Origin of the sequence: Acinetobacter sp. TR3 (assembly GCF_027105055.1) — a bacterium.
GTDB lineage: Bacteria > Pseudomonadota > Gammaproteobacteria > Pseudomonadales > Moraxellaceae > Acinetobacter.
In genome coordinates this window covers 118,303-143,512 of the sequence record NZ_CP114264.1, presented here as the reverse complement: position 1 = coordinate 143,512, position 25,210 = coordinate 118,303, and the positions used below count along the sequence as shown (strand labels likewise).

The window sequence follows — 25,210 nt, the reverse complement described above, 5'->3', positions numbered from 1 at the left end:
CTAAAATAATTGAAATATCGTATTTCAGACATTTATACCGCTATGTCGACATCAACTCTAAACGCAGATCCAAATTTACAAATTGAGACTTATACGCTTGATCATTTCAATAAAAATATCTTAATTTATGCTGTAATCAGCTTTATTACCTTCGTCTGTATCCATCTTTTCACTTTAGTAAAAGGCTTGAATACTCCTCAAATCAGTTTTGAAAACTCAATGAGATCCCTAAATGAAACCTGATGATATTGAGCAATTCCCTCTTTTAAATGGCATAGAAGTACATGAGTTTCTCTACCAAAAAGATGATATTGTCAGCCCTCATTCTTCACTTTGGGGTGATTTTAATTTTAGTTTAAATGGCACTTTAGAATTTGATATTGAAGGAAAATATTATCTATCACCACCCATTTATGGACTTTGGTTACCTCCACGCACTGAACACCAATCGCTCCCCGTTGCACATGAAATTCATTATATTTGTATTCGCCTACATCCTAGATACGGAGATTTTTTAGGGGATACGTGCCGCTGCTTCAGTATTGAGCCATTTTTTCGTGCTTTGGTCGTTCAAATCTTAGCGCAACAAAAAAAGAACTCATCACCTGCGTATCTTGAACACCTATTGCAAGTCTTATTTGATCAATTAAAACAAGCACCAGCACACTCTCATTATTTACCTCAAAGTGCCCATCCCATCCTCGCGCCAATCTTAGAGCAACTTGCAGATCCTGATTTATTCAATTTGAGCCTACAACAAGTGTTGTATAACGTTGCTGTAAGCGAGCGTCACGTATTGCGATTAAGCCAACAAGAATTACAACTTTCATTATCTGAATGGCGGAATCGAGCCAAAATCATCTTTGCGATCAATCAAATTCGTCAAGGGATGACCATTAAACAACTGGCATACGTTTTAGGTTATCATCATAGCTCTAGTTTTATTGAATTCTTCAAACGCTATACGGGACAAACCCCAATCCAACTTAAAAATGCCTCAATATAAAGGTCATGCCTACTTTTACGCATAATTTGTATGGATTCATCTCAAGAGCATTGCACTCCACTAAATTAGCAGTTAAAACAAACAAGTATTTTCACAACAACAAATTAGGACGTAACCAATGAGCCAATCGGTTTATCACATTCCAGTGAAAGATATTAAAGGTCAAGAGGTTGATCTTGATCAATACCAAGGTAAGGTTTTACTGATTGTTAACGTTGCCTCAAAATGTGGTTTAACACCACAGTACGAAGGTTTAGAAAAACTTTACCAAGCGAAAAAAGATCAAGGCTTGGAGATTTTAGGCTTCCCTGCGAATAATTTCTTAGAGCAGGAGCCAGGCACAAATGATGAAATCGAACAATTTTGTTCACTCAACTATGATGTACATTTCCCTTTATTTGCAAAAATCTCTGTTGCAGGTGAAGACAAACATCCTTTATATCAAACACTCACACAAACGATCCCAGAACGTCTTGGTGAAGGGCCTTGGTGGAAAGACCTCGTTGATTATGGCTTAACACCAAACAATCCACCTGAAGTCTTGTGGAATTTTGAAAAATTCTTAGTCAATAAGAATGGTGAAATTGTGGCACGCTTTGCCCCTGATATCACCGCAGATGATGAACGTATCGTGACTGCGATTGAAGCTGAACTAGCCAAATAATTTTTATAAGTTTATAGAAAAGAATAGTTTATCTATTCTTTTCTTTTAAATAACTATTATAATTTTAGTTTAATTCATGATATTTAAAATAAAACTGGAGTTCTATGTCAAGGTTTCTGAATACAAGCGCAACTAATTTTTATCTAGAAGAATTAATTAAGAATGCTAAAGAAAGATTAATTTTAATCAGCCCATTCCTAAAGCTTAATGATCGTATTAAAGAACTTTTAGAGGATAAAAATCGCTTAAAAATAGATATTCGTATTATTTATGGTAAAAGTGATTTACATCCAGATGAAATCAAATGGATGCAAAAACTCGAGTATATTAGAGTTAGCTTCTGTAAGAATTTACATGCAAAATGTTATATCAATGAGTCGACCTGTATTATTTCAAGTTTAAATCTTTATGAATTTAGCCAAGTAAATAACAATGAAATGGGTATCCTAATTACAAAAGATCAGGATGAATCCGTATTTAAAGATGCTTATGAAGAAGCTCAACGGATTATCCGTATAAGTGATGAAGTTCGTATTTCATTAGATGAAGTTAAAGAAGTTGAAATTGTTCAAGAAAATAATGAACAAGAAGATCTCAGTAAGCTAACGACATCAAAATTAGCCGCAAAACATAAAATCAAAACGAATGAGCTTTTAGAGCAATTCGTACATAAAGGCTTTTTGATCTTAAATGATAAAGGTAAACACCAGCTTACTGAGCAAGGAAAAACTATTGGTGGCGAATTCAAATTCAATAGTTATGGTGGATATTTCCTTTGGCTTGCTGATATGAACATCTAAAGCAAATGATCTAAGTCCAAATACAACACAAAATATTTGGGCTTAACCTTCAAATAAGTCTTTCCATGACGTTCTTTCATTAAAATGTTGGTGAATTGCAACAATCATTTTTTCTTCATTTTTATCATTATAGTGCTCGCTTCTCATAGGCTAGTATCTTTTTGCCATGATGGAAAACTTATCTATCAAAGCCACTCTCTCATCCATAACATTTTTGGCAGCATCGTTTTTATTTACAACTTGCGATCAGACTCCACCAGAAAATAGCTATAGTAAAACTGTTTAATTATTCATACATTTGTTGAAAAATAACCGAAATAATTGATCAATTGAATCAACCAACCACTCTTTACGCTTGCGTTTAACCCATGCCCACATCTTTTCTATAGGATTTAAATCAGGACTGTATGCAGGAAGCCAAAGTATCTGATGCCCTTGTTGTTCCAATAACGCCTGAGTATCCGCTCTTTTATACGGTTGATTTGCATACTGCAAACGAAATGCTAGACACCGTTCAAACCATGCAAAACGATGAGCATGTTGCTTATATTTAGGAATAAAAGTACGAATAATTAGCTCGATCAAGCGTAATGAACATACAATCTCATCAGTTGTATGATGCTGAAAATGCCATGTTTTGGGTAAAGTCAGCTGAAGCAGTGGGAATAAAAGCCTGCTGTTAATTCTGGCTGAGCGAATGTAACAAGCTTCAGTTGATTTCTAACTGATAAATGATGCCCTTGTTGCTCAATGCGATCTAAACGCAACTTTAAGACATTACTTGCTAACATACGCTTCCCAAACCTATTTCTTCTATCAGATTGATGAGTTTCTATTCTGGATTTAAACTAGTAACCCAATCCTCATAAATCTTTCGACAATCTTTGTCCTTAAATATATCCTTAATTCGAGTATCTCGCACATAGAACCAAATAAAAAACTTTAAGTGACCAAACTCTTGAATTTGCTTTTTTTTGAGTTGAAGGTCTTTATCACGAGTATCTTTTTCTTCTACTAATCTTGTTGTGCCCTCAATAAAAAACCACGTTTCTTCTGTATTTTTACGTTTAACTCTTATCTTATACATATCGATAGAACGATCATAACTCTCTCCTGTACTAACTGCCGAATAGCCATGAACTAATTGAACCTCTCCCAAATATTCACCTGTTTGCTTTATTACAACCTGATTCTTTGATTGATCCTAGCCAAAATAATGGACAGCATGTCCCTCTAAAGATAACGTAACTTCAATCTTTGGAGATCCAAGAAATGGCTAAACGTTTTAGTCCGGAATTTAAACAGCAAGCAATTGATCATGCACTTTCAAACTCCCACGAGCCTATAGCTGCAATCGCCCATAAATTAGGTGTGGGTTATTCAACCTTAGATAAATGGATTCGTGAAGCCAATCCAGTAGGTTCAAGCAAACGTCAACTTTCTCCTGAACAACAGCGGATCTTGGAATTAGAAAAAGAAGTCAAACAGCTCAAGGAAGCCAATGACATCTTAAAAAAAGCGCATGTGTACTTTCTGACAGATCATGCCAAGAAAAGTACACGGTAATTCAAGATATGGATATAAATGAAGTCACTGTGTCTTCTGTCTGTAAATGCCTAGATGTCAGCACTTCAGGCTATTATGCCTGGCGAAAACGCCAGACCAATACAGCGCAGAAATACAATGATTTAAAAGTTGTATATTGGCAGCATCATGCGCGCTTGGGTGCACCGTCATTGGTACATGACATGCGTGATTTAGGTTATCGCATGAGCGAACGTACCGTTGGAAGGATGCTAAAAAAGCTTGGTTTACGTAGTAGGATTGCACGTAAATACAAGCATACGACTGATTCAAACCATCGTTTGTCTACAGCATCAAATTTGTTGGATCGCCAATTTACAGTTACTCAGCCTAATAAAGTTTGGACAACGGATATTACCTATATCCGAACTAAAGAAGGCTGGCTGTATTTATGTGTGATGCTAGATCTATTCAGCCGTCGTATTGTGGGTTGGCAAACCAGCCATCGAATAGACCGCCAATTGGTGTGTGATGCGTTTAATTATGCAATGGCTCGTCAGGGTTATCCAACGGGTGTCATGGTGCATTCGGATCAAGGTAGTCAGTACTGTAGTCGTGATTTTAGGGCGCTATTATTGACGAATAACTGTATTCAAAGCATGTCTAGACGAGGAAACTGTTGGGACAATGCAGTGACCGAAAGCTTCTTCCATACCCTGAAGGGGCATGTAGTACATGGCAGTGTATTTTCTACGAGAAAAGAGGCAAATGCTATCTTGTTTGAGTATATTGAAGTTTACTACAATCGAATCAGAAGGCATTCTGCAAATGGCTGGTTAAGTCCAGAAGCCTTTGAACAGAAATATTTCAAGAATTTAGAGGGATCGGTTGTCCACGATACTGTCTAGGATCAGATTTCTTAAAAAGTTTCTTCAATTGCTCAATAGATACTGCAATATTAAAACAAGGACATCCTTCATCAACCAATCCATTATCATGTATATATACAATAGACAGCTCTTTCTCATTCCAATATGGTAACATCCGATAAGGTTTTAATAATCGCGCAGTACCTAAGTTCTCCTCAATTTCAACATGACCGTCAATATAATAATAATTTTCGTATTTCATTATTGTTTTCTCAAATTTATCAATAAAAAAGCCACCTTTCGGCGGCTCTATGATTACTTTGAATCTAAGCTAATAGTTTGTTTACTACACTTACCAGACTGTGCTAGCTGATATTCACTAATTGCTTTTTTACCTGTCTCATCATCAACTTGTGCTACGTTTGCTCCACCAACAAAAGCTCCAAGCTTAATCGACTGCTGAACAAAATATTTCTTACCCACTTCTGTTTTAAGTACTAAATGATTCGGAGAAAATTCAGATTCAGTAGAAACTGTATGTTCCTTATCACCTGCCACTTCTTTAAAGAAAAACGTCCCACGCGCAGTTTCACCTAAGCACTCACCATCAATCCATACATCTTTCTTTAATGCAGCTCCAAAAGGACTATTGGAACGATAGACATAAATTGCAGCATTTCCTGCTGAAGGTGCTTCTAATTTTTTTGCTTGTTGAGACAATTGTGGATTTGCTTGTGGAACTGAAGCACAGCCTACAAATGCAAAAGTAAGAATCATTGGAAGTAAAATTTTCATTATGATGTTTCTCATATGTTTATATAATGCGGCATGTAATTTATATAAAAAATTTAATTAGTTAAAGAGTAAATCAAAATTTTTTGCATTAAAAAAGCCACCTTTCGGTGGCTTTCTCAATCTTAAATCTGCAATTACATTGCGCGATTCTTGATTTTACGGATGGTTTCAAGCTGAGCCGCAGTTTCTGCAAGCGCAGCAAGAGCAGCAGCCGAATCCAAATCACTCTTTTGATTTGCTAACAATTGTTCAGCTTGTTTACGAGCTTCCATAATTGCAGCTTCATCTAAGTTGTCAGCACGGATTGCAGTATCTGCAAGCACCGTAACAACATGAGGTTGAACTTCTAACACACCGCCTGATACATACACGATTTCTTCTGTACCATTTTCCAACTGAACACGGATCGGTCCCGGTTGGAGTAAAGTTACAAGTGGCGCATGCCCTGGTAAAATACCTAGCTCACCACCCGCACCTTTTGCGATTAACATCGTAACTTGTCCAGAGTAAATAGACTCTTTAACACTTACGACATCACATTGCATAGTCGCCATGAGATGATCTCCTTAAATTAGAGTTTCTCAGCTTTAGCAATCACTTCGTCAATACCACCAACCATATAGAACGCTTGTTCTGGGATGTGATCGTATTCACCAGCTAATAGACCTTTAAAGCCACGAATCGTTTCTTTAAGTGGTACTAATTTACCAGGAGCACCAGTAAACACTTCAGCTACGTGGAATGGTTGAGAGAAGAAACGTTGGATTTTACGCGCACGGTAAACAACCAATTTATCTTCTTCTGCTAACTCATCCATACCCAAGATTGCGATGATGTCTTTAAGCTCTTTATAACGCTGCAATACGTTCTGTACAGAACGTGCAATTTCATAATGCTCAGTACCAACAACCAATGGGTCTAACTGACGTGAAGTTGAGTCAAGTGGATCGATCGCTGGGTAAATACCAGAAGATGCGATGTCACGGCTCAATACTACTGTTGCATCTAAGTGAGCAAATGTAGTCGCAGGCGATGGGTCAGTCAAGTCATCCGCAGGTACGTATACAGCTTGGATCGATGTGATCGAACCAGACTTAGTAGACGTAATACGCTCTTGAAGAACACCCATTTCTTCTGCAAGTGTCGGTTGGTAACCTACCGCAGATGGCATACGACCTAACAATGCTGATACTTCAGTACCTGCAAGTGTATAACGGTAGATGTTGTCGACGAATAATAATACGTCACGACCTTTACCATTTTCGTCTTTTTCATCACGGAAGTATTCAGCCATAGTCAAACCAGTTAACGCTACGCGTAAACGGTTACCTGGTGGCTCGTTCATCTGACCGTAGACCATTGCTACTTTGTCAAGAACGTTAGAATCTTTCATTTCGTGATAGAAGTCGTTACCTTCACGAGTACGCTCACCAACACCAGCAAACACAGATAAACCTGAGTGTGCTTTCGCGATGTTGTTGATCAACTCCATCATGTTAACGGTTTTACCAACACCCGCACCACCGAATAAACCAACTTTACCACCTTTCGCAAACGGGCAAAGTAAGTCGATGACTTTAATACCTGTTTCTAAAAGATCAGTAGAAGCTGCTTGTTCAGCATAAGAAGGCGCTTGACGGTGAATTGGCAAACGCGCTTCAGTCGCTACAGGACCTGCTTCATCAATAGGGCGACCTAAAACGTCCATGATACGACCAAGCGTAGCTGGGCCAACTGGAACAGAAATCGGTGCATTTGTACTGGTTACATTAAGACCACGTTTAAGACCTTCTGTAGAACCCATTGCGATGGTACGAACAACACCATCGCCAAGCTGTTGCTGAACTTCTAATGTAGTTTCAGTACCGTCAACTTGGAGAGCGTCATAGATCTTAGGAACGCTATTGCGCTCAAACTCGACGTCGATAACCGCGCCGATGATCTGAATGATACGACCGCTACTCATTGCTGTCTCCTCAATTCAAACTTAATAATGTTAAACGGCAGCGGCACCGCCAACGATCTCGGAAATTTCCTGAGTAATCGCGGCTTGACGCAGCTTGTTGTAAATGAGTTGTAGGTCTTTAATCAATTGTCCTGCGTTGTCCGTCGCTGCTTTCATCGCGACCATACGAGCAGATTGCTCACATGCAACGTTTTCAATCACACCTTGATAAACCATAGACTCGATATAGCGAACCAACAAACCATTTAACAATTCTTCTGCTTCTGGTTCGTAGATATAGTCCCAACCATAAGTACGGTTGAGATCATCGCCTGCTTGCGCTGGTGCTAAAGGAACAAGTTGTTCTACTTTAGGCTGTTGAGTCATTGCATTGACGAAACCATTTGATACGAGATAGATACGATCTAATTCGCCTTTATCAAATGCATCAAGCATTACTTGTACAGAGCCAGTTAACTGTTCCAAACTCGGCGCATCGCCAAGTTGGGTCGTTGCACCAAGCACTTTACCGCCGTAATTCTTAAAAAACGAAACCGCTTTTTGACCAATCAAAGCAAATTCAACTTCAATTGACTGCTGTTGTTGTGCTTTGACATGCTGCACAACTTTCTTGAACAAGTTAATGTTCAAGCCACCCGCCAAGCCACGATCTGAAGACACTACGATATAGCCAACACGCTTAACTGGGCGGTCAACCATATAACGGTGTTTGTATTCAGGGTTTGCTTGAACTAAGTGAGCAATTACACGGCGCATATTATCGGCATACGGACGGCCCTGAGCCATGCGCTCTTGCGCACGACGCATTTTAGAAGCAGCTACCATTTGCATCGCGCGAGTAATCTTTTGCGTGCTCTTGATACTAGCTACTTTGGCGCGAATTTCTTTTAAATTTGCCATACGCTTAACCTAGTATTCGAAAGCCCTTTCGAGCTTTCGAAGGTTGATCCGTGAACCAAACTTAACTAAAGGTAAACTTAGTAAGTTTGAGTCGCTTTGAAGCTCTCAATACCTGATTTGATTGCTGCTTCGATGTCTTTGTTATAATCACCAGTTTCATCGATCTGTTGCATTAACGCAGCATATTCAGAACGGAAGTAAGAAATTAACGCAGTATCAAAGTCTACGATTTTCTTCACTTCTACGTCAGCCATATAGCCTTCGTTAGATGCATAAACAGAAACAGCTTGGTCAGCAATTGAGTAAGGAGCATATTGTTTTTGCTTCATTAACTCAGTTACACGTTGACCATGCTCAAGTTGCTTACGAGTTGCTTCATCAAGATCAGAAGCGAACTGAGCAAACGCAGCCAATTCACGGTATTGTGCTAAAGCAGTACGGATACCACCAGACAATTTTTTGATGATCTTAGTTTGAGCAGAACCACCAACACGCGATACAGAGATACCCGCGTTCACAGCAGGACGAATACCTGCGTTGAATAATGATGTTTCTAAGAAGATCTGACCGTCAGTAATCGAAATTACGTTGGTTGGTACGAATGCAGATACGTCACCCGCTTGAGTTTCAATAATCGGTAATGCAGTTAAAGAACCAGTTTGACCAGTTACTGCACCGTTAGTGAATTTCTCAACGTAATCAGCTGAAACGCGCGAAGCACGTTCAAGAAGACGCGAGTGAAGATAGAATACGTCACCTGGATACGCTTCACGACCTGGTGGACGACGTAATAACAATGAAATTTGACGGTAAGCAACAGCTTGCTTAGACAAATCATCATAAATAATTAACGCATCTTCACCACGATCACGGAAGTATTCACCCATTGTACAACCAGAGTACGGAGCCAAATACTGCATTGCTGCAGGATCAGCGGCCGCAGCTGCGACAACAGTTGTATACGCCATAGCGCCAGTTTCTTCTAGCTTGCGTACCACGTTTGCAATTGTTGATTGTTTTTGACCAATCGCAACGTATACACATTTAATGCCAGAGTTTTTCTGAGCGATGATCGCATCGATCGCCATTGCTGTTTTACCAGTTTGACGGTCACCAATAATCAACTCACGCTGACCACGACCTACAGGGATCATGGTATCAACTGATTTATAACCAGTTTGAACAGGTTCGTCGACAGACTGACGCCAAATTACACCTGGTGCTACTTTTTCAACAGCATCAGTTAATTTCGCATCAATTGGGCCTTTACCATCAATTGGATTACCTAAAGCATCTACGACACGGCCTAGAAGTTCTGGACCAACCGGAACTTCTAATACACGACCTGTACAACGAGCTTTTTGACCTTCTTGCAGGCTTAGGTAGTTACCTAAAACAACGGCACCCACTGAATCCTGTTCTAGGTTCAGTGCCATACCAAATAAGCCGCCGTCGAATTCGATCATTTCACCGTACATTGCATCCGCAAGACCGTGAATACGCACGATACCGTCAGATACCATGACGATGGTACCTTCATTCTTCGCGGTCGCGCTGGTGTCCAGATCGCCGATACGCTGTTTAATGAGCGCACTGATCTCGGATGGATTCAGTTGTTGCATTGCGCTATTCCTCAATCTTTTTTAAGTTCAGTCTTTTTGCTATTACGCAAGAAGACGAGTCCGCATTTTTTCAAGCTTGTTAAGCGCAGAGTCATCTATCACTTGGTCGCCTGCATGAATCACAACACCTGCGATCAACGCTGGATTAACGCTAACAGTCACATGAACAGTTCTGTTAAAACGTTTTTCAAGCGCATGAGCTAAAATATGCTCTTGTGTCGCATCTAATGGAAAAGCAGATTCAATCTCTACTTCCAAAGTGTTGTTGTTCTGCGATTTAAGTAATTCGTATTCTGCTGCAATTTCAGGCAATAAAACTAAACGATCATTATCTGCAAGTAATGTCAAAAAGTTCGACACAGCTTGTGATTGATCTTCACCTAAAACTTTCGCAAAAAGACTTACCTGCTCCGCAGGAGTCAACTCAGGGCGATTTAAATAAGCGGAAAATGCTTCATCTTGCACCGCAGCACTGAGCAGTTGTAATGCATTTGACCAAGAGTCAGTTGCATTTTGCTCAGATGCATAAGCAAATGCTGCCTTAGCGTATGGGCGTGCCAACGTCAAGAGTTCAGCCATATTTCGCCTCGCTTAAAGTTTAGCAGCCAGCTGAGTCAGCATGGCATTATGAGCTTCTGCGTCAACTTGTTGGTTCAGAATTTTTTCTGCGCCAGCAACTGCCAAAGCAGCAACTTGTTGACGTAATTCTTCGCGAGCAGCATTGATGTCTTGATCAACAGTTTCTTTCGCCTGTTGACGAATACGCTCACCTTCAGCAGATGCTTGGGTACGCGCTTCTTCTACCAATTGTGCTGCACGACGGTTCGCTTGTTCGATCAATTGAGCCGCTTGTGCTTTTGCTGCGTCTAATTCTGCCTTAACTTGTGCTTGCGCATCAGCAAGGTCAGCTTTTGCTTTTTCAGCAGCATTTAAGCCATCAGCAATTTTACGCTGACGCTCACTAATCGCATTGATTAGTGGTGGCCAAACAAACTTCATGCAGAAGCAGACAAATGCCCCAAAAGCAATCGCTTGGCCAATCAATGTGAGGTTGATATTCATTTCGCTATTCCTCAATATGTGGATTTAGGAATTAAGCTATTAACCTACAAATGGATTAGCGAAGATGAAGAACAAGCCAATACCAACACCGATCATAGGCACAGCATCAAGAAGACCTGCAATTAAGAACATACGAGTTTGAAGTTGTGGAGCCAATTCTGGTTGACGAGCAACAGCTTCTAGAAAACGGCCGCCTAAAAGACCGAAACCAATCGCAGTACCTAAAGCACCAAAAGCGATCAAGATAGCAGATGCAATTGCAACTAGACCTAAAGTGAGTTCCATGAAAAATTCCTCAGAGGTTAGGTTATTACCAAATTAAACTAAAATTTAAGCCTAACCATCGATTGATAATTAGGCAATACCATTAATGCTTTTCGCTTGCCATGCTCAAGTAAACGATGGTCAGCATCATAAAGATAAATGCTTGCAGCGTGATTACAAGAATGTGGAAGATCGCCCAAGGCACTGAAAGTGCCCATTGAATCCAGAGTGGCAATAATGCAATCAGGATGAAAATCAACTCACCCGCATACATGTTACCAAACAGTCGTAGAGCCAACGAAACTGGTCGAGCAAGGAAAGTTACTAATTCCAAAATTAAGTTCACTGGAATCAATAACGCTTTTGCAACTGGGTTACTTGGGTTAAATGGGTTAAGTGCCAATTCACCGACGAAACCGCCGATCCCTTTTTCACGGATACTGTAAAACAAAATTAAAACAAATACAGACAACGACATACCAAGAGTAATGTTCGGGTCAGTAGATGGAACAACCTTAAAGTAAACGTGGTGAGGGTCCATACCAAACACGCCTGCACCAATCTGTTGAGCCAAATAAGGAATAAAGTCAACAGGGATCAAGTCCATTGCGTTCATGAGGAAAATCCACACGAAAATCGTCAATGAAAGTGGAGCAATTAAGCGTGATTTGCCATGAAAAGTATCACGGACACTTGAGTCTACAAACTCAATGATCATTTCAATTGCTGATTGAAACTTAGTTGGAACGCCTACATTTGCAGCTTTCGCAACTGTCCAGAACAACAAACAGAAAATCACACCAAGTCCGATAGACCAACCCATTGAATCCAAGTGAATTGCAGTGAACCCCATCGAATGAGCTTCTTCAGCAGTCTCAGCTAACTTCCATGAACCATCAGGCATTTTGCCATAGGTCATATTCGTCAAGTGATGCTTGATATACTCGGTCGAAGTCAGGGCATGTTCTTCAGCAGCCATAAATCACACCTGGTCAATGTCAATCATTAAAAAGAAGCGAAACAAATCATGCGAACTGCAACGATCTCGTTTCCACTTCCAAAAATCTCAAAATGTGTCTTACACTCGTTTCTGTAATCGTGATGCCCAAAAAGGTGCAACCCACGTCATTGCCTGAACAAGTATAAATCCACCAAACAATGCAACCGGTGACAGTGGCTTAACATTGCTTAAAATTAAAATAAAACCCACAATCACAATTGCAAACTTGCCGAGCATTCCTCGATACATATTGAGCATGACTTGTTTTGATGCTCTTGCGCCTGCCGTTCTAAACGACTGCCAAGCAAAATAACAATGTGCTAACCAACAGACCAAAGCCCCAAGTGCAGCACTCAAAGCAGCAGTTGTGTCTTTCATCATCCACGCAAGCAAAGCTGCAACTGGAATCATACACGCTTGTAAGAAGACCAAAGCTTTTGCTAATCGTCGGTCAATCATGCGACTAGTTTGGCTCATTTTTTATCCACTCACAACATAACTGCTTGACAAGTTTTATTGATGATCGTTTCGAATCGCAGGCATTATAGAGTTACACCCCTGAACATGCAATCTTTTCTCGACCTAAGTCGGTTTTTTTCGTTAGCATATTTCCTGACGATAGAGTCAACTCATTTTTATTTTTTTCATCATTTTTGCGTACTTAATATGCATTTATCGGTTTTTGAAGCCAATTTTTTCCATGCAGTAACAAAATCCTCTTCACCACGCATACTTTCATCTACAGCTTGAAACTCTACTGGATTCAACTTTTGATATTGACTACGACTTGCTGACACTTCAGCCAATAGACACATTTGTGTTTTAGGTCGATTATCTTTTAAGAATTTAATTTGGGTAACAGTAGGTGCAATATGCGGATCATCTGTTAAAGCACCTGCAAATTTTAAATTGAGCGCTCGCTCTAAGTATTGATAAGCATCATGATACGACCAATAAGGTTTGGCTTTATTCGAGCTTTCATATTGCTGTGAAGCCTGTAGCATTTGTTGCGAAAACTCTTTCGCATTTGCCATGTACTTGGCTTTATTTTCTGGATATTGTTGTGAACGTAAAGTTGCAATAAAGAAAGCGATTCGCACTGCATTATTTGGCTCTAACCACACATGGCTATCTACAGTGTTTGCTAATGCAGCACCACGTAAACTTCTTTGTGGCAAGATCGTCAAAATACCTGAATCTAAAAGTGCAATTGCTTTAGGATTTTTATTAAGTAACTTTTCTAAAGGTGCTTCATGCACTTTACCTAACCATAACACCAATGAAGCGTCTTGAATTGCCTTACGATGTGCAGGTGTGAGTTGTACATCATGTCCGCTTTGATCACCAAGTAACAGAATAGGCTCTTCCACACCTGCTGTAATCTCTTTAGCAATTAAATAAATCGGATGTGTTGAGACCACCAAACTTTGAGTCCATCCCCATGTACTTAACATCGAAAAGAAAACAAAAACAAAAAGGCGTAACATCTCAACAGTACTCAATTCAGCAGAACACGTTATAATATAACAAAAGTTAAAAAATGCCTATGGCTATTTTAAGATTCATTACTCTATCCGCCACGCGCTTAACTTATATATAGCTCGTTATCCTGAATTGCATGTTATGATAGCGAGTCTATTGAAACGTCAATAAAAGCTACGGCTTATGAACAATCAATAGATTCTACAAAAATAATGGGGTCAACTTATGGGTTCTTGTTCTCATGAACATGACAATGCTTTACATGGTGTCCACGGTCATCACGATATTAAAGCTCGACTTGCTGAAGCAGAAAGTTTATGTGCTGCGGTTGGCGCTCGCCTAACCCCTTTGCGTAAAGAAGTGCTTGAACTCATTCTAAATGCTTCTGCACCGATGGGGGCTTATGATTTATTGGCTAAAATTAAAGGACAAGCAGACCGCCCTGCTGCCCCACCTACGGTTTATCGTACTTTAGACTTTTTACTAGAAAAAGGCTTAATTCATAGATTAACCTCTATCAATGCTTATATTCCGTGTTGTCATCCACGTGAAGGACACCAAGCTGCCTTTCTGATTTGTACTGAATGTCATTCAGTGAAAGAGGCTTCAGCACAAGGCTTGATTCAACAGGTTGATCAACTTGCTGCTTCTGATCAATTTTTTGCACAGCACAGCATCATTGAAATTTCTGGAAAATGTCATCAGTGCAACACACGTCAGTAAGCACTCCACTTATTCAATTGGAGAATATTTCTGTTCGACGTGATGAGCGGGATATTTTGAGAAATATTGATTTTGCATTACAAGCAAAAGAAATTGTAACGCTCATAGGGCCAAATGGTGCAGGTAAGTCGACGTTAATTAAAGTCTTACTCGGCATCATGTCACCCAATAAAGGAAAAGTTCACTTTTCCAAGAAATTAAAACTGGCTTACGTCCCTCAAAAATTCAACCCTTCAGCCAGTCTTCCCTTACGTGTTCAAGACTTACTTGATTTAGAAATTTGCACTGCTGATTTACGTGAAGAAATTAGTCGTGATACAGGGATTCAAAAACTACTGTCCTCCAAAGTACAACAACTGTCAGGCGGTGAACGACAACGGGTTTTACTGGCACGTGCTTTACTACGTCAACCTGATATTTTAGTGCTTGATGAGCCAATGCAAGGTTTGGATATTCAATCCGAAGCTGAACTCTACGACTATGTCCGCAGCTTACCTGAACGTTATGGTTGCGCAGTGTTAATGGTCTCACATGATTTGCAATGGGTGATGCAAGGTACGCATCGGGTGGTCTGTCTCAATAAGCACATTTGCTGTAGTGGTTTACCTGAAAGCATTCAGCAGCATCCTGAATACCAAGCGATTTTTGGTACGCAACGGATGTTCTATCAGCATCATCACAATCATTGTGGGCATAGTGACCATGCCGAACCCTGTTCTCATGATCCACGCCCACATATTCACCCCGAACCAAAGGTCTAAGCAATGATGGAATGGTTACAACTACTATTACCTGCTTGGATTATGGGGTCGCTACTGGTATTCCTGACAGCACCACTCGGCTGCCTGATGCTTTGGCGCAGAATGTCTTTTTTTGCCGACACCATGGCCCACGGAACTTTACTGGGTGTCGCGATTGCAGGTTTATTGCATTTACCTTTTTGGTTAGGTGTAGCCAGTTTAGCTGCATTATTGGTAGCAATTTTATGGGTGCTGCATGATTCTCGCCTACCCAATGATGCCCTCCTCGCTCTAAGCTCAGCAACCTTACTCTGCTCAGGCTTGCTCTTGATTCAGCATATTCCGAGTTTACGTCCCGAATTATTGAGCTATTTGTTCGGTGATCTACTCAGTATCGAGTGGGCTGATTTACCCATGTTTGCCGTGGTCATTGTGAGTTCTCTAGCTGTGCTTTATCGCTCATGGTCAGCGCAAATCCAAATTGCGATTGACCCTGATATTGCCATGAGCGAAGGAGTCAGTGCCAACTGGCAACGTTTAATTTTCATGCTATTACTGGCTTTATTTACTGTACTTGCGCTCCGCGCTGTCGGCTCACTCCTTATGGGTGCATTACTGGTGATTCCTGCACTAAGCGCACGCTTACTTGCACATTCACCTAAACAAATGGTGATTTGGGCATTTATACTGGCTCAATTGGGTGTGACGGTTGGCTTATGGTCTAGTGCGGCGTTAAATATTGCCACAGGTCTGAGTATCGTTTTATGTATGGCGCTTTGCTTCGCAGTTATTTTTGCAGTACAAAAATTCATACCAAATTTTAAAACCAATTAAATGTTTCCAATCTTAGCATCCAATGCTTGGATGCTATGTCGACTATTATTTAACGATTATCAATATCGTAAAAATCGTCAAAAGTAAGCTATTAAGCACTGCTCACATCGGGCAAAATCATATCTTTGTATCATTTAAAAATAACGAACCAAGGAGAGCTTCATGACTGCTCAATCCGTCATTCTTCCATTACCATCCGACCATGCTCGTTTTATTGTTTTGCGTTTAAAAGATTTAAGTATTTCGGAACTCAAGCAGCAGATTGAAGCTCTGCTTTCAACTCGTGATCGTCTTATCACTCAACACCCAAATGATCAGATTAAAACTGCGATTGCATTTGGCCCTGAGCTTTGGTCGAGACTTTATTCACAAACGCCTGAGGGGTTTAAACAACTCGACCCTCAACAAGGGGCGTTTAATATGCCTGTCGTACCCGCCGATGTGTTTATTCATATCGCCAGCGCTCGTGCCGATATTTGCTTTGCCATCAGTCAAGCATTCTTCAGTGGCATTCAAAACAAAGTTGATGTTTTAGATGAACGCGCGTGTTTCCGTTTCTTTGATGGTCGCGATATGACAGGCTTTATTGATGGTACAGAAAATCCTCAATTTCCAGATGACCGTGCTGAAGCTGCCCTCCTTGCAGAAACAGCTGGCGCTTTTGCAGATGGCAGCTTTATTTTTGCACAACGCTATATTCATGATTTAGCAAAATGGCAACAACTCAAAGTCGATGCTCAAGAACATGTTTTTGGACGTACCAAACTTGAATCTATTGAACTTGATGATGACATCAAACCCCAAAATTCGCATGTCGCTCGTACTGTAGTAGAAGATGAGGATGGCGAAGAAATGGAAATCTTGCGTCACAGTTTGCCTTATGGTGATGGTAAAGGTGAACAAGGTCTATTTTTTGTTGCCTATACCAATAATTTGAGCATTATTGATGCCATGTTAAAACGAATGTTTGGTACCACAGGTGATGGTATTCATGACCGTTTATTGCATTTCACTACTGCGATTGATGGGGCATATTATTTCGCACCAAGTGATGAATTACTCGAACAGGTTTTACAAGCTTAAAGAGAAAAATGCTATATCTATCGTCGATATAGCATCCCCATCACCACACTGAAAAATAAAAGTCTGAAAAGATTTATGTGAATATGTTAATTCCACTTCAATCACTCTCCCATTAAGCCCTCAAAATTTGCTATATTTGACGTTTTTCCGCGACATTTATTTCGGTAACTATGAATACGGCAATACAAGCAGCTCTTGATCATGCGGTACAATCCCTTCAACAACAAGGGGTACTTCCTTCAGATTGGACAAACACGAGCCATTTAACCCGTACCAAAGACCGAAGTCACGGTGACTTTGCATCCAATATTGCCATGATCGGCTCTAAAGCTGCTGGTATGAAACCACGTGATCTAGCTGAAAAAATCTTAGCAGCACTGCCTGAAGTCGCTGACATTACAAAGGCAGAAATCGCAGGCCCTGGTTTTATTAACTTCTTTTTAAATGCAGACCAACGCTTCGCAGTACTTGATCAAATTCAAGCACAAAAAGACCAATATGGACGCAGCCAAGCCAATGCAGCTAAAAAAATCCAAGTCGAATTTGTTTCTGCAAACCCAACATCTAGTCTGCATGTGGGACATGGTCGTGGTGCAGCTTACGGCATGACTGTTGCTAACCTTTTAGAAGCAACAGGTGCACAAGTTGACCGTGAATACTATGTCAATGATGCAGGTCGCCAAATGGATATTTTGGCAACATCAACGTATTTACGTTATTTAGAACTCACGGGACAAACACTGGTTTTCCCTAAAAATGCGTATCAAGGCGACTACGTCAAAGAAATCGCACAAAGCATTATTGATAAAGATGCAGATGCGCATGTTCGTCCAGTTGCTGACATTTATAAAGATGTGCCTGAAGACGTTCAATATGCCGAAGAACTCGATGCTGAAGGCAATAAAGTTATTTTGTCTGGTGATAAAGAAAAACACATTGATGGCTTAATTGCCAATTCACAACAACAGTTAGGTGCGGGTTATCGTGTATTTCACCAAGCGGCTTTACATGCCATTTTGGATGATATCAAAGATGACCTTGCTGACTTTGGCGTGACTTTTGATGAATGGTTCAGCGAAGCTTCGCTAACCGAAAAAATTGATGAAGCACTTGCGACGCTTGATCAACGTGGCTTTCTCTATGAAAAAGATGGCAATATTTGGTTTAAATCAACTGAATTTGGCGATGAGAAAGACCGTGTAGTCAAACGTCGTAATGGTCAAACCACTTATTTTGCATCTGACATTGCTTACCACTTAAATAAGTTACAACGTGGCTATACCGACCTGATTGATATTTGGGGTTCAGACCACCACGGCTATATCTCACGTGTGAAAGCAGCCATTGATGCAATGGGTTATGACTCGAAGAAATTGACCGTGCTTTTGGTTCAGTTCGTGAGCTTATGGCGTGGTGGCGAGATGGTGCAAATGTCATCTCGTTCGGGTCAGTTCGTGACTTTACGTGACCTACGTAAAGAAGTCGGTAATGACGCAGCACGTTTCTATTATGTGATGCGTAAATCTGAACAACACATCGACTTTGACTTAGACCTTGCAGTTTCACAAAGCAAAGATAATGCCGTGTACTACATTCAATATGCACACGCCCGTATTTGCCGTATGTTAGAAAAAGCAGCATCTACACATCTCAGTTTTGATGCTGTTTCGGCACGTGAACATGCAAATCGTTTAGAGCTTGATGCTGAAACTGAAATTTTAGCGAAACTTGCCGCTTATCCAGATATTTTAGTACGTGCAGCAAATGCGTATGAACCACATCAAATTGGCAACTATCTGAAAGAGTTAGCAGCCTTATTCCACGGTTGGTACAACGAACATAAAGTCCTTGGCGATGATGTGACACTTACACAAGCACGTTTATTACTTTCAATCAACGTACAGCAAGTTTTACATAATGGCTTAGAATTACTCGGTGTATCTGCACCTGAGACAATGTAACTAGCAAAGCAACGCTTTGCACATTGTCGCAAGACAAGGACTATGCCCGCGTAGAAATGTAATCAGCAAAGCAACGCTCTTGCAACATTACCCAGATCGCAAAACAAACAAAGCATTATTTTAAACATAATGCTTTGTTTTTAAGCAGTTTCAAGTTACAAATAACCTAATTAGGATCAAGAGGAATTTCAGGTGTTTGGAAAAACGCAACGTGGTGTATCTGAACGACCAAACAAGCCCAAAAAACCACTTGTTCCCAAGTGGTTAGGAATGCTTGTCGCAATTCTTGCGATCCTTTGTGCAGGCGTCATGTTAATGCTATGGCAGCCGTGGCAACCCGTCCCCGCAAAGAATCAAGTCACTTCTGAACATTACGAAGAAGACACCAATAAGGACTATCGTTTCTATGATTTGTTACCCCAACAACAAGTCACGCCAATTCCTGAACAAGCTGTCCCTGAAACAAAACAAGAAGGTAATGTTGTGATTATCGAATCACCAAAACCTGAAACAACCACAGCAGACCCAACAACCATCACATCGGCTGAACCAACCGCACCAGTTCAAGCCAGTTATATCTTACAAGTACGTAGCTATCCAGATCCAGATAGCGCTGATGCACGTCGTGCGGAAATTATTTTGAATGGTTTATCTGCCGATATCATAAAAACCGTTGAGAATGGGCAAACATGGTATCGTGTTTTCTCTGGTCCTTATGATAGCCAAGATGCAGCACTTGCTGCTCAACAAACCTTGCAACACAGTGGTATTGATTCAATTGTAATTAAACGATAAAAATCTTCATGAATGAAAAAAGGGAGAACCGGTTGTTCTCCCTTTTTTCATGTTTGAAAATTTATGCACACTGCGAATGCAAACTTTTTTGCTCAGCGTGCTGAAATGCTGAACGCTGCTGAACACGTTGGACAAAGGCTTGAATATTCGGATATTTACCATGTAAACGTTTTTGGATTGCAATCAGTGGAAATGCCATTTGAATATCTGCAAAAGAAAAGTCTCCCGCGAAATAATCATGTTCTGCCAAATACTGTTCAAGATAGAGAATATGTTCTTTTACACGAGGACGAACAAAACCAGCTTTTATACCATTGGTAATTTTTTCAGCAACAGGGCGAATAACCCACGGAACATGCTTGCTTACATTATTGATGACGAGAGTCATCACCAACAATGGCATAAGAGAGCCTTCTGCATAGTGCATCCAATAGGAATATTGCCGCTGGTCTTTTGCTTGTTCTGGTTTAAATTTTTGCTGCCCATCATACTGCTGTTGCAAATAATCCAAAATAACAGCAGATTCTACAATAACCTCTTCATCATCAACCAGAATTGGTGCTTTTCCTAAAGGATGAATTTGTTTAAGGCTTTCAGGGGCTGCATAACTAGGTGACCTTTGATAATACTCAACTTGGTAATCCACACCAAGTTCTTCTAATGCCCACAGGATACGGAATGAACGTGAGCATTGTAGGTAATGTAAGGTAATCATTTTTGTGCCTGCTTTTTTACTGTGTAACTGCGGTTCTAATCCCTCTCACAGTTACACTTAGAATTATGTTTCGCCCAAGCACAATAGCACTTTAGTCTTAAACAATCACGGTCTGTATGTCTAAACTGCGTAACAAAGTTTTAGTAACTGGTGTTTTGCTACATACATTGAGAAATTTTTCTTGTAAGTCTTGTGAAATCGGTTGTTTAAATATTACTCGACGCTCGATTCGTTCCTGTTGTTCACGATTGGTGTGAAAGTCCACCTCAACCGTAAATTCACCCAAATCAATTTGCTTATGCTGTGCATACATGCGTAAGGTAATCATGGTGCATGATGCTAAACTTGCAGTCAGAAAATCATAGGGCGCTGGCCCTGTATCATGCCCTCCAAAAGATTCGGGTTTATCGGTTAGAAATTGGTGTGTTCCACTCGTTACTTCCCCTTTCCACGGTTCAGGTAAAGTTAGAACTTTTGCACTTGCGATAATACTCATTTCGATGCCCTCATTTGCTCAGGTAATACAGGTGCTTCGAGACGCTTACCTTGATAATCAGGAATTTCACCAAAACGGGGATCATGATTGACCCAATCTTCTCGTGCTTGCTGTAAATCTTGCATGGTACGTCCAACGAAGTTCCACCACAGCAAAATTGGCGACTCAAACGGTTCACCCCCGATGAGTAACACACGATGACCTTCTGTCAGCTCAACTTCGATTTCAGTCAGCCCCGTTTCCAACACCACCATATTATCGGCATTGAGTTCATGCCCATTTACCTGAGCGATGCCTTCAAGTGCCATAAAGGCATATTCAAAGTTTGGATTGAGTGGAATACGGGTTTTGGTATTCGCTTGTGCAGTTAAGTCCACACCAACCAAAGGTGTATGTACCTGAACTGGAGAAACTGTCTCTAAGAAATCCCCTACCAAAACTGTAAATTCAACCTGATCTTTATTTACGATCGGTAGTTCTGGATAGTGTTCAAACTTTGGCTCCATATTGCGCTTGTCATCAGGCAAAGCAATCCAAAGTTGTGCCGCATGCATTTTAGTTTCAGTCTCAGGTGCAACTTCAGTATGAGAAATTCCATGACCTGCCGTCATTAAATTCACTTGCTTTGGACGAATCAGTTGTTTTGAACCCAGACTATCAGTATGTATCATGGTGCCTTCAATCATCCATGTAAATGTCTGCAAACCAATATGTGGGTGTGGCCCAACATCTAAACCATCTCCCGCAGGGAAACTCACAGGCCCTGCATGATCAAGGAAACACCACGCCCCCACCAAACGCTTCTGACGACTCGGTAAGGCTCGCTTAATGACTGTACCCTTACCAATTTCCGCTGATCTAATCGTAAATTCTTGAATAAACTGATTGATATAAGTTTCACAATCTTTGGAGTTAGAAATATCGTAATCGTTATTATTGCTCATGATATCGCTCTCTTTTACCTATGCTATTGCAATGAGTTGTTTTAGTGATCTTAACAATACAATCATCATTCAATATAGTCTTTTGGTAATACGCAGAGTGCTATCAATGAGACAATCTTGCATTTATTTTTCACAATGCATGAACAGGATCAATCAATGTGATGGCATCTCCACAATTAAGCCTGTCAAACGTCTGACCAAAGGTAGAAAAATCAAAACTACAGAATAAGCAATCAACCATGAAAACAGCCATATTGACAGCCACTTCGTTGCGAATCCATCTATTAGCCCAACATTCATTAGTAAGTTCACCAATGATAATGTTGCGCTCATCAGCCCTGATAGCAATAAAGGCATAATCCAAGCAGCATATTTTGCAGGTAATTTAGTAAAGAAAGTCTTCTTTGTTTGTTGCATGCCATTTGCCCCCACACTCATTCAACCTGTTTCTTTACATGTTGCTTTAGATTCTTCATAAATTGACCGAACTGCGGCAAGAATTCTTCGAATAGTGGATGATCTTTATTTTCCAGCATCACTTCACTAAAAAGTTTTAGCCCCACTGCAAAAGATTTTGTAGTTTGATCATCGAACAACTCAGCTTTTTTCAAACGTTCAACGATCTCAAAAATATCGTCATGATTCCCTGTATAAAACTCTAATTTCTCGGTATAAGTTGAGACTTGTCCTTTCGCATCTTTTAAATGCTCTGCCGTGACATGGTATTGATGTTGTTTCATCATTTGCTCCAATGAATTTTTAATTAAACATTCTCTTTGATTTCGATCTGCATCAAATCAATTTGAAATTGAGTAAATACGGCTTCTAAGGACTGTAAAAATCGTGCTTGTTTTGCTGTGGTTAAATCTGCACAGTGAATTTGTAGCAATTGATTTTTAGAAACCCTTGGAAGATTAAATTTCGTTTCCGCACGATGGAATTGATAACTCACCAATAAACCTGCCAAGACAAGATCACTCACCACGCGATAGACGGTTGCCAAACTTAACTGCTGCTTTTGTAGATTTAGACGTTGGTAAATTTGTTTCACGGTGAGATCATCCGTCTGTTGTGCCAGTAAAGATAAAACTGCCATGCGTGGATGCGTCACTCGTAATCCTGCCTGTTTAATTTTCTGCTGTAGCGCTAACATCCTTCGCCCCCAACTTATAAACGTCCAATCGCAATTGCGGCTTGATCAATCTTTTCAGCAATTTGATAAATTTGTTCTTGCTGTAGATCAGCAATACTGAGTTTTAATCGTAATGCTGTTTTTAGATTTTCCATTGCTCGATGGATCTCTATCAGTTGATTGTTGTTATGAATTTCACGTCGAATCCGTAGTTTTTCCAACAAAGCGGTCAGCATTTCCTGCTGATCTTTTAGATAAGTCTCGCCATATTCAGTGACTTGGTATTGCTTACGTTCGGCATCCAGTAAAGAAATACAGTTCATTTCTTCTAAGCTAGTCAGTGTTGGATAAATTGTTCCTGCACTTGGTGTATAGCCATCACCGACTAAATCACTAATTTCTTTAATAATTTCATAGCCATGTTTAGGATTTTGCTGAATTAAATGCAGAACTAACAGTTTCATACGCCCTGATTCAAATAAACGTCCACGGCGCCCTGTACGGGGATGCTCTCGATGGTGTGTATCATGTTCATTTTCACGATGATCTGATTGATGTCTCATCTTTATTTTTCTCATACTGCTTAATTTATGATAAATAAGATATATCTTAATTATTCTTATGGCAAGTTAAGATATCTTTTTAAATTTTATAATTTTGATATTTAATGATTTATTAATTTTTTATAGAGAAATTTTATAAAGTTAAGTAATAAAAAAGAGCGACTGAGCGCTCTTAAAAACTATCTTCATCAAACCGATCTTGATCTATTTTATAAATATAAAAACTTCGCTCAACTTGCACACCTAAACCGAACTCGATCATTAAAGAAGTTAGCTTTTCTCCATCAATTAAGACAATTCCAGATTTTTTTGCAGATTCGACTGCTTCTTTGCTAAAACTTGAGGTCGTAATAAATACACCTTTCTTAGCAACCTGATCGGCTAATGCACCTTTGAACTGTTGTATATTTGGGCGACCAACGGTATCTTCCCAGCGCTTTGCTTGAATATAAATTTTGTCTAAACCCAAACGATCTTCACTGATGATTCCATCAATACCACCATCACTTGTTTTACCTATTGCTTGTGCAGCATCTTGATGTGAACCCCCATAACCCATAGCAACAAGCAAATCTACAACTAATCTTTCAAAAAACTGCGGAGAATTGCCTTTAATTAAATTTAATAGCTCAATTTTCAAATCATCATTTAATATTTTAGCTTGCTGAGAAATAATTTCTGGGGGTGTTAACTCTTCAGAGTCTTCATCATCTTTTTGCGTGCTTTCATTTCTTTGTTCTTTTCTATCTTTTGTATTTATTTTTCTAAATTCACTAAAAGTATCAAATTGAGATAGATATTGAGCATCTATTTTTTTAATTTTACTTAGATCCAAACTTTTCCCTAAATTAGACAGATTAAAATGCGCTCGTTTAGGATAATCAATTAATCCAGCTTTCTTTAAATAAGTCTTGGCCCATTGCAAACGATAAAATATAACATTTCGCCCATCTTCCATTGTTTCATTTCGATCTTCTTCTGAACATTTTAATTCTTGAAGTAGTATTTCATAAGCTTCTTTTAAACTATAAGTCACATCATGTGATTGCATAATACGGAGCAAAGGCAGCATCAAATCATAATGTGTATACATATAAACCCAAAATAAAATACTAATTTTTAAAACAGTATAAAAGAAAAAGAGCGCCTAAGCGCTCTTTTAAGAGTAATTTTCTAGGGCACTGCCAAGAACACCTTACGCATCATTTTTAAAGTTTCATTTTAAAACTCATTCATGGCATAAAACTGGCACTAGGCTTCGTTTCTTGAA

Annotated in this window: 31 protein-coding genes and 1 pseudogene; 10 read left to right on the top strand and 22 right to left on the bottom strand. The window is 39.8% G+C overall.

Features of this window, described 5'->3' with window-relative positions; all coding sequences use genetic code 11:
* Window positions 1–232: 232 nt before the first annotated feature.
* From O1449_RS00720 to O1449_RS00710, 3 genes are all read left to right on the top strand, one after another.
* Window positions 233–1,006 carry an AraC family transcriptional regulator gene (locus tag O1449_RS00720; protein WP_269238876.1) on the top strand — a complete coding sequence of 258 codons (774 nt, stop codon included), beginning with the start codon at window positions 233–235 and terminating at the stop codon, window positions 1,004–1,006.
* A gap of 118 nt (window positions 1,007–1,124) precedes the next feature.
* Window positions 1,125–1,670 carry a glutathione peroxidase gene (locus O1449_RS00715; RefSeq protein ID WP_269238875.1) on the top strand — a complete coding sequence of 182 codons (546 nt, stop codon included), beginning with the start codon at window positions 1,125–1,127 and terminating at the stop codon, window positions 1,668–1,670.
* A gap of 104 nt (window positions 1,671–1,774) precedes the next feature.
* Window positions 1,775–2,470: a phospholipase D family protein gene (locus O1449_RS00710; protein WP_269229100.1), complete on the top strand. Its 696-nt coding sequence runs from the start codon at window positions 1,775–1,777 to the stop codon at window positions 2,468–2,470.
* A gap of 282 nt (window positions 2,471–2,752) precedes the next feature.
* Here the strand turns inward: O1449_RS00710 and O1449_RS00705 are convergent, their stop codons facing one another.
* The 3 genes and pseudogenes from O1449_RS00705 to O1449_RS00700 form a co-directional block, all read right to left on the bottom strand.
* Entirely contained in the window at window positions 2,753–2,917 is a 165-nt protein-coding gene (locus O1449_RS00705; protein WP_442865328.1) for a transposase, read from the bottom strand.
* Window positions 2,909–3,261 (bottom strand): annotated as a pseudogene (locus O1449_RS16275) (hypothetical protein); the annotation flags it as partial. The pseudogene O1449_RS16275 and the gene O1449_RS00705, both read right to left, overlap by 9 nt.
* A gap of 41 nt (window positions 3,262–3,302) precedes the next feature.
* Entirely contained in the window at window positions 3,303–3,629 is a 327-nt protein-coding gene (locus O1449_RS00700) for a hypothetical protein (RefSeq protein ID WP_269238873.1), read from the bottom strand.
* Window positions 3,630–3,742: 113 nt separating this feature from the next.
* Here O1449_RS00700 and O1449_RS00695 point away from each other — a divergent pair.
* Window positions 3,743–4,902 (top strand): IS3 family transposase gene (locus O1449_RS00695; protein WP_269238047.1). Its coding sequence is split into 2 segments (ribosomal slippage): window positions 3,743–3,977 and window positions 3,977–4,902, totalling 1,161 coding nucleotides; the frame shifts between segments, so codons are not numbered across the junction.
* Window positions 4,903–5,178: 276 nt separating this feature from the next.
* Here O1449_RS00695 and O1449_RS00690 read toward each other — a convergent pair.
* From O1449_RS00690 to O1449_RS00640, 11 genes are all read right to left on the bottom strand, one after another.
* Window positions 5,179–5,658, bottom strand: coding sequence for a DUF2846 domain-containing protein (locus O1449_RS00690; protein WP_005218844.1), 480 nt, complete (start codon window positions 5,656–5,658; stop codon window positions 5,179–5,181).
* A 134-nt stretch (window positions 5,659–5,792) separates the two neighbouring features.
* Complete coding sequence (locus O1449_RS00685) at window positions 5,793–6,212, bottom strand: F0F1 ATP synthase subunit epsilon (RefSeq protein WP_004665198.1); 420 nt, start codon at window positions 6,210–6,212, stop codon at window positions 5,793–5,795.
* Between the two features lie 17 nt (window positions 6,213–6,229).
* Window positions 6,230–7,624 (bottom strand): F0F1 ATP synthase subunit beta, encoded by a 1,395-nt coding sequence (atpD, locus tag O1449_RS00680; RefSeq protein ID WP_004665200.1) that lies wholly within the window; start codon window positions 7,622–7,624, stop codon window positions 6,230–6,232.
* A gap of 30 nt (window positions 7,625–7,654) precedes the next feature.
* Complete coding sequence (atpG, locus tag O1449_RS00675; RefSeq protein WP_004665202.1) at window positions 7,655–8,524, bottom strand: F0F1 ATP synthase subunit gamma; 870 nt, start codon at window positions 8,522–8,524, stop codon at window positions 7,655–7,657.
* Window positions 8,525–8,601: 77 nt separating this feature from the next.
* A complete protein-coding gene (atpA, locus tag O1449_RS00670; RefSeq protein ID WP_004665204.1) occupies window positions 8,602–10,146 on the bottom strand; it encodes a F0F1 ATP synthase subunit alpha in 1,545 nt (514 codons plus the stop codon).
* A gap of 42 nt (window positions 10,147–10,188) precedes the next feature.
* On the bottom strand, window positions 10,189–10,725 hold the full coding sequence (locus O1449_RS00665; RefSeq protein ID WP_004665206.1) for a F0F1 ATP synthase subunit delta: 537 nt from the start codon (window positions 10,723–10,725) through the stop codon (window positions 10,189–10,191).
* Between the two features lie 12 nt (window positions 10,726–10,737).
* Window positions 10,738–11,208, bottom strand: coding sequence for a F0F1 ATP synthase subunit B (locus O1449_RS00660; protein ID WP_269238871.1), 471 nt, complete (start codon window positions 11,206–11,208; stop codon window positions 10,738–10,740).
* 39 nt (window positions 11,209–11,247) lie between these two features.
* The gene (gene atpE, locus O1449_RS00655) at window positions 11,248–11,493 is read right to left on the bottom strand and encodes a F0F1 ATP synthase subunit C (protein ID WP_000424060.1); all 246 of its coding nucleotides are present in this window, start codon (window positions 11,491–11,493) and stop codon (window positions 11,248–11,250) included.
* Window positions 11,494–11,575: 82 nt separating this feature from the next.
* Window positions 11,576–12,451: a F0F1 ATP synthase subunit A gene (atpB, locus tag O1449_RS00650; RefSeq protein WP_269238868.1), complete on the bottom strand. Its 876-nt coding sequence runs from the start codon at window positions 12,449–12,451 to the stop codon at window positions 11,576–11,578.
* Between the two features lie 99 nt (window positions 12,452–12,550).
* Complete coding sequence (locus O1449_RS00645; protein WP_269229104.1) at window positions 12,551–12,949, bottom strand: ATP synthase subunit I; 399 nt, start codon at window positions 12,947–12,949, stop codon at window positions 12,551–12,553.
* Between the two features lie 170 nt (window positions 12,950–13,119).
* On the bottom strand, window positions 13,120–13,959 hold the full coding sequence (locus tag O1449_RS00640; protein ID WP_269238867.1) for a metal ABC transporter substrate-binding protein: 840 nt from the start codon (window positions 13,957–13,959) through the stop codon (window positions 13,120–13,122).
* A gap of 220 nt (window positions 13,960–14,179) precedes the next feature.
* Here O1449_RS00640 and O1449_RS00635 point away from each other — a divergent pair, with 220 nt between their 5' ends.
* From O1449_RS00635 to O1449_RS00610, 6 genes are all read left to right on the top strand, one after another.
* Window positions 14,180–14,677 carry a transcriptional repressor gene (locus O1449_RS00635; RefSeq protein WP_269238866.1) on the top strand — a complete coding sequence of 166 codons (498 nt, stop codon included), beginning with the start codon at window positions 14,180–14,182 and terminating at the stop codon, window positions 14,675–14,677.
* Window positions 14,650–15,438: a zinc ABC transporter ATP-binding protein ZnuC gene (znuC, locus tag O1449_RS00630; RefSeq protein WP_241336834.1), complete on the top strand. Its 789-nt coding sequence runs from the start codon at window positions 14,650–14,652 to the stop codon at window positions 15,436–15,438. Before O1449_RS00635 ends, znuC begins: the two co-directional genes overlap by 28 nt.
* 3 nt (window positions 15,439–15,441) lie before the next feature.
* Window positions 15,442–16,251 (top strand): zinc ABC transporter permease subunit ZnuB, encoded by an 810-nt coding sequence (gene znuB / locus O1449_RS00625; RefSeq protein WP_269229106.1) that lies wholly within the window; start codon window positions 15,442–15,444, stop codon window positions 16,249–16,251.
* A 162-nt stretch (window positions 16,252–16,413) separates the two neighbouring features.
* Window positions 16,414–17,334 carry a Dyp-type peroxidase gene (locus O1449_RS00620; RefSeq protein ID WP_269229107.1) on the top strand — a complete coding sequence of 307 codons (921 nt, stop codon included), beginning with the start codon at window positions 16,414–16,416 and terminating at the stop codon, window positions 17,332–17,334.
* A 170-nt stretch (window positions 17,335–17,504) separates the two neighbouring features.
* Window positions 17,505–19,295, top strand: coding sequence for an arginine--tRNA ligase (gene argS, locus O1449_RS00615; protein ID WP_269238864.1), 1,791 nt, complete (start codon window positions 17,505–17,507; stop codon window positions 19,293–19,295).
* 192 nt (window positions 19,296–19,487) lie between these two features.
* Complete coding sequence (locus O1449_RS00610; RefSeq protein WP_269238863.1) at window positions 19,488–20,090, top strand: SPOR domain-containing protein; 603 nt, start codon at window positions 19,488–19,490, stop codon at window positions 20,088–20,090.
* A 61-nt stretch (window positions 20,091–20,151) separates the two neighbouring features.
* Here O1449_RS00610 and O1449_RS00605 read toward each other — a convergent pair whose 3' ends face one another.
* From O1449_RS00605 to O1449_RS00570, 8 genes are all read right to left on the bottom strand, one after another.
* Window positions 20,152–20,805 carry a glutathione S-transferase family protein gene (locus O1449_RS00605; protein WP_269229110.1) on the bottom strand — a complete coding sequence of 218 codons (654 nt, stop codon included), beginning with the start codon at window positions 20,803–20,805 and terminating at the stop codon, window positions 20,152–20,154.
* A 97-nt stretch (window positions 20,806–20,902) separates the two neighbouring features.
* Window positions 20,903–21,301 (bottom strand): OsmC family protein, encoded by a 399-nt coding sequence (locus O1449_RS00600; protein ID WP_269238862.1) that lies wholly within the window; start codon window positions 21,299–21,301, stop codon window positions 20,903–20,905.
* Window positions 21,298–22,245, bottom strand: a complete 948-nt coding sequence (locus O1449_RS00595) for a pirin family protein (RefSeq protein WP_269238861.1) — start codon at window positions 22,243–22,245, stop codon at window positions 21,298–21,300. The genes O1449_RS00600 and O1449_RS00595 overlap by 4 nt, the downstream gene beginning before the upstream one ends.
* Window positions 22,246–22,398: 153 nt before the next feature.
* On the bottom strand, window positions 22,399–22,662 hold the full coding sequence (locus O1449_RS00590) for a DUF2798 domain-containing protein (protein WP_269238860.1): 264 nt from the start codon (window positions 22,660–22,662) through the stop codon (window positions 22,399–22,401).
* Window positions 22,663–22,679: 17 nt separating this feature from the next.
* On the bottom strand, window positions 22,680–22,985 hold the full coding sequence (locus tag O1449_RS00585) for a DUF3861 domain-containing protein (RefSeq protein ID WP_269239646.1): 306 nt from the start codon (window positions 22,983–22,985) through the stop codon (window positions 22,680–22,682).
* A gap of 23 nt (window positions 22,986–23,008) precedes the next feature.
* Window positions 23,009–23,398, bottom strand: coding sequence for a Fur family transcriptional regulator (locus O1449_RS00580; RefSeq protein ID WP_269238859.1), 390 nt, complete (start codon window positions 23,396–23,398; stop codon window positions 23,009–23,011).
* A gap of 14 nt (window positions 23,399–23,412) precedes the next feature.
* Complete coding sequence (locus O1449_RS00575; protein WP_269238858.1) at window positions 23,413–23,940, bottom strand: PadR family transcriptional regulator; 528 nt, start codon at window positions 23,938–23,940, stop codon at window positions 23,413–23,415.
* A gap of 172 nt (window positions 23,941–24,112) precedes the next feature.
* Entirely contained in the window at window positions 24,113–25,033 is a 921-nt protein-coding gene (locus O1449_RS00570; RefSeq protein ID WP_269229117.1) for a restriction endonuclease, read from the bottom strand.
* Window positions 25,034–25,210: the final 177 nt, after the last annotated feature.

Coding starts and splice junctions, on each gene's coding strand:
- O1449_RS00720 (WP_269238876.1), top strand. CDS start 233: ATGAAACCTGATGATATTGAGCAATTCCCTCTTTTAAATGGCATAGAA.
- O1449_RS00715 (WP_269238875.1), top strand. CDS start 1,125: ATGAGCCAATCGGTTTATCACATTCCAGTGAAAGATATTAAAGGTCAA.
- O1449_RS00710 (WP_269229100.1), top strand. CDS start 1,775: ATGTCAAGGTTTCTGAATACAAGCGCAACTAATTTTTATCTAGAAGAA.
- O1449_RS00690 (WP_005218844.1), bottom strand. CDS start 5,658: ATGAAAATTTTACTTCCAATGATTCTTACTTTTGCATTTGTAGGCTGT.
- O1449_RS00685 (WP_004665198.1), bottom strand. CDS start 6,212: ATGGCGACTATGCAATGTGATGTCGTAAGTGTTAAAGAGTCTATTTAC.
- atpD (WP_004665200.1), bottom strand. CDS start 7,624: ATGAGTAGCGGTCGTATCATTCAGATCATCGGCGCGGTTATCGACGTC.
- atpG (WP_004665202.1), bottom strand. CDS start 8,524: ATGGCAAATTTAAAAGAAATTCGCGCCAAAGTAGCTAGTATCAAGAGC.
- atpA (WP_004665204.1), bottom strand. CDS start 10,146: ATGCAACAACTGAATCCATCCGAGATCAGTGCGCTCATTAAACAGCGT.
- O1449_RS00665 (WP_004665206.1), bottom strand. CDS start 10,725: ATGGCTGAACTCTTGACGTTGGCACGCCCATACGCTAAGGCAGCATTT.
- O1449_RS00660 (WP_269238871.1), bottom strand. CDS start 11,208: ATGAATATCAACCTCACATTGATTGGCCAAGCGATTGCTTTTGGGGCA.
- atpE (WP_000424060.1), bottom strand. CDS start 11,493: ATGGAACTCACTTTAGGTCTAGTTGCAATTGCATCTGCTATCTTGATC.
- atpB (WP_269238868.1), bottom strand. CDS start 12,451: ATGGCTGCTGAAGAACATGCCCTGACTTCGACCGAGTATATCAAGCAT.
- O1449_RS00645 (WP_269229104.1), bottom strand. CDS start 12,949: ATGAGCCAAACTAGTCGCATGATTGACCGACGATTAGCAAAAGCTTTG.
- O1449_RS00640 (WP_269238867.1), bottom strand. CDS start 13,959: ATGTTACGCCTTTTTGTTTTTGTTTTCTTTTCGATGTTAAGTACATGG.
- O1449_RS00635 (WP_269238866.1), top strand. CDS start 14,180: ATGGGTTCTTGTTCTCATGAACATGACAATGCTTTACATGGTGTCCAC.
- znuC (WP_241336834.1), top strand. CDS start 14,650: ATGTCATCAGTGCAACACACGTCAGTAAGCACTCCACTTATTCAATTG.
- znuB (WP_269229106.1), top strand. CDS start 15,442: ATGATGGAATGGTTACAACTACTATTACCTGCTTGGATTATGGGGTCG.
- O1449_RS00620 (WP_269229107.1), top strand. CDS start 16,414: ATGACTGCTCAATCCGTCATTCTTCCATTACCATCCGACCATGCTCGT.
- argS (WP_269238864.1), top strand. CDS start 17,505: ATGAATACGGCAATACAAGCAGCTCTTGATCATGCGGTACAATCCCTT.
- O1449_RS00605 (WP_269229110.1), bottom strand. CDS start 20,805: ATGATTACCTTACATTACCTACAATGCTCACGTTCATTCCGTATCCTG.
- O1449_RS00600 (WP_269238862.1), bottom strand. CDS start 21,301: ATGAGTATTATCGCAAGTGCAAAAGTTCTAACTTTACCTGAACCGTGG.
- O1449_RS00595 (WP_269238861.1), bottom strand. CDS start 22,245: ATGAGCAATAATAACGATTACGATATTTCTAACTCCAAAGATTGTGAA.
- O1449_RS00590 (WP_269238860.1), bottom strand. CDS start 22,662: ATGCAACAAACAAAGAAGACTTTCTTTACTAAATTACCTGCAAAATAT.
- O1449_RS00585 (WP_269239646.1), bottom strand. CDS start 22,985: ATGAAACAACATCAATACCATGTCACGGCAGAGCATTTAAAAGATGCG.
- O1449_RS00580 (WP_269238859.1), bottom strand. CDS start 23,398: ATGTTAGCGCTACAGCAGAAAATTAAACAGGCAGGATTACGAGTGACG.
- O1449_RS00575 (WP_269238858.1), bottom strand. CDS start 23,940: ATGAGACATCAATCAGATCATCGTGAAAATGAACATGATACACACCAT.
- O1449_RS00570 (WP_269229117.1), bottom strand. CDS start 25,033: ATGTATACACATTATGATTTGATGCTGCCTTTGCTCCGTATTATGCAA.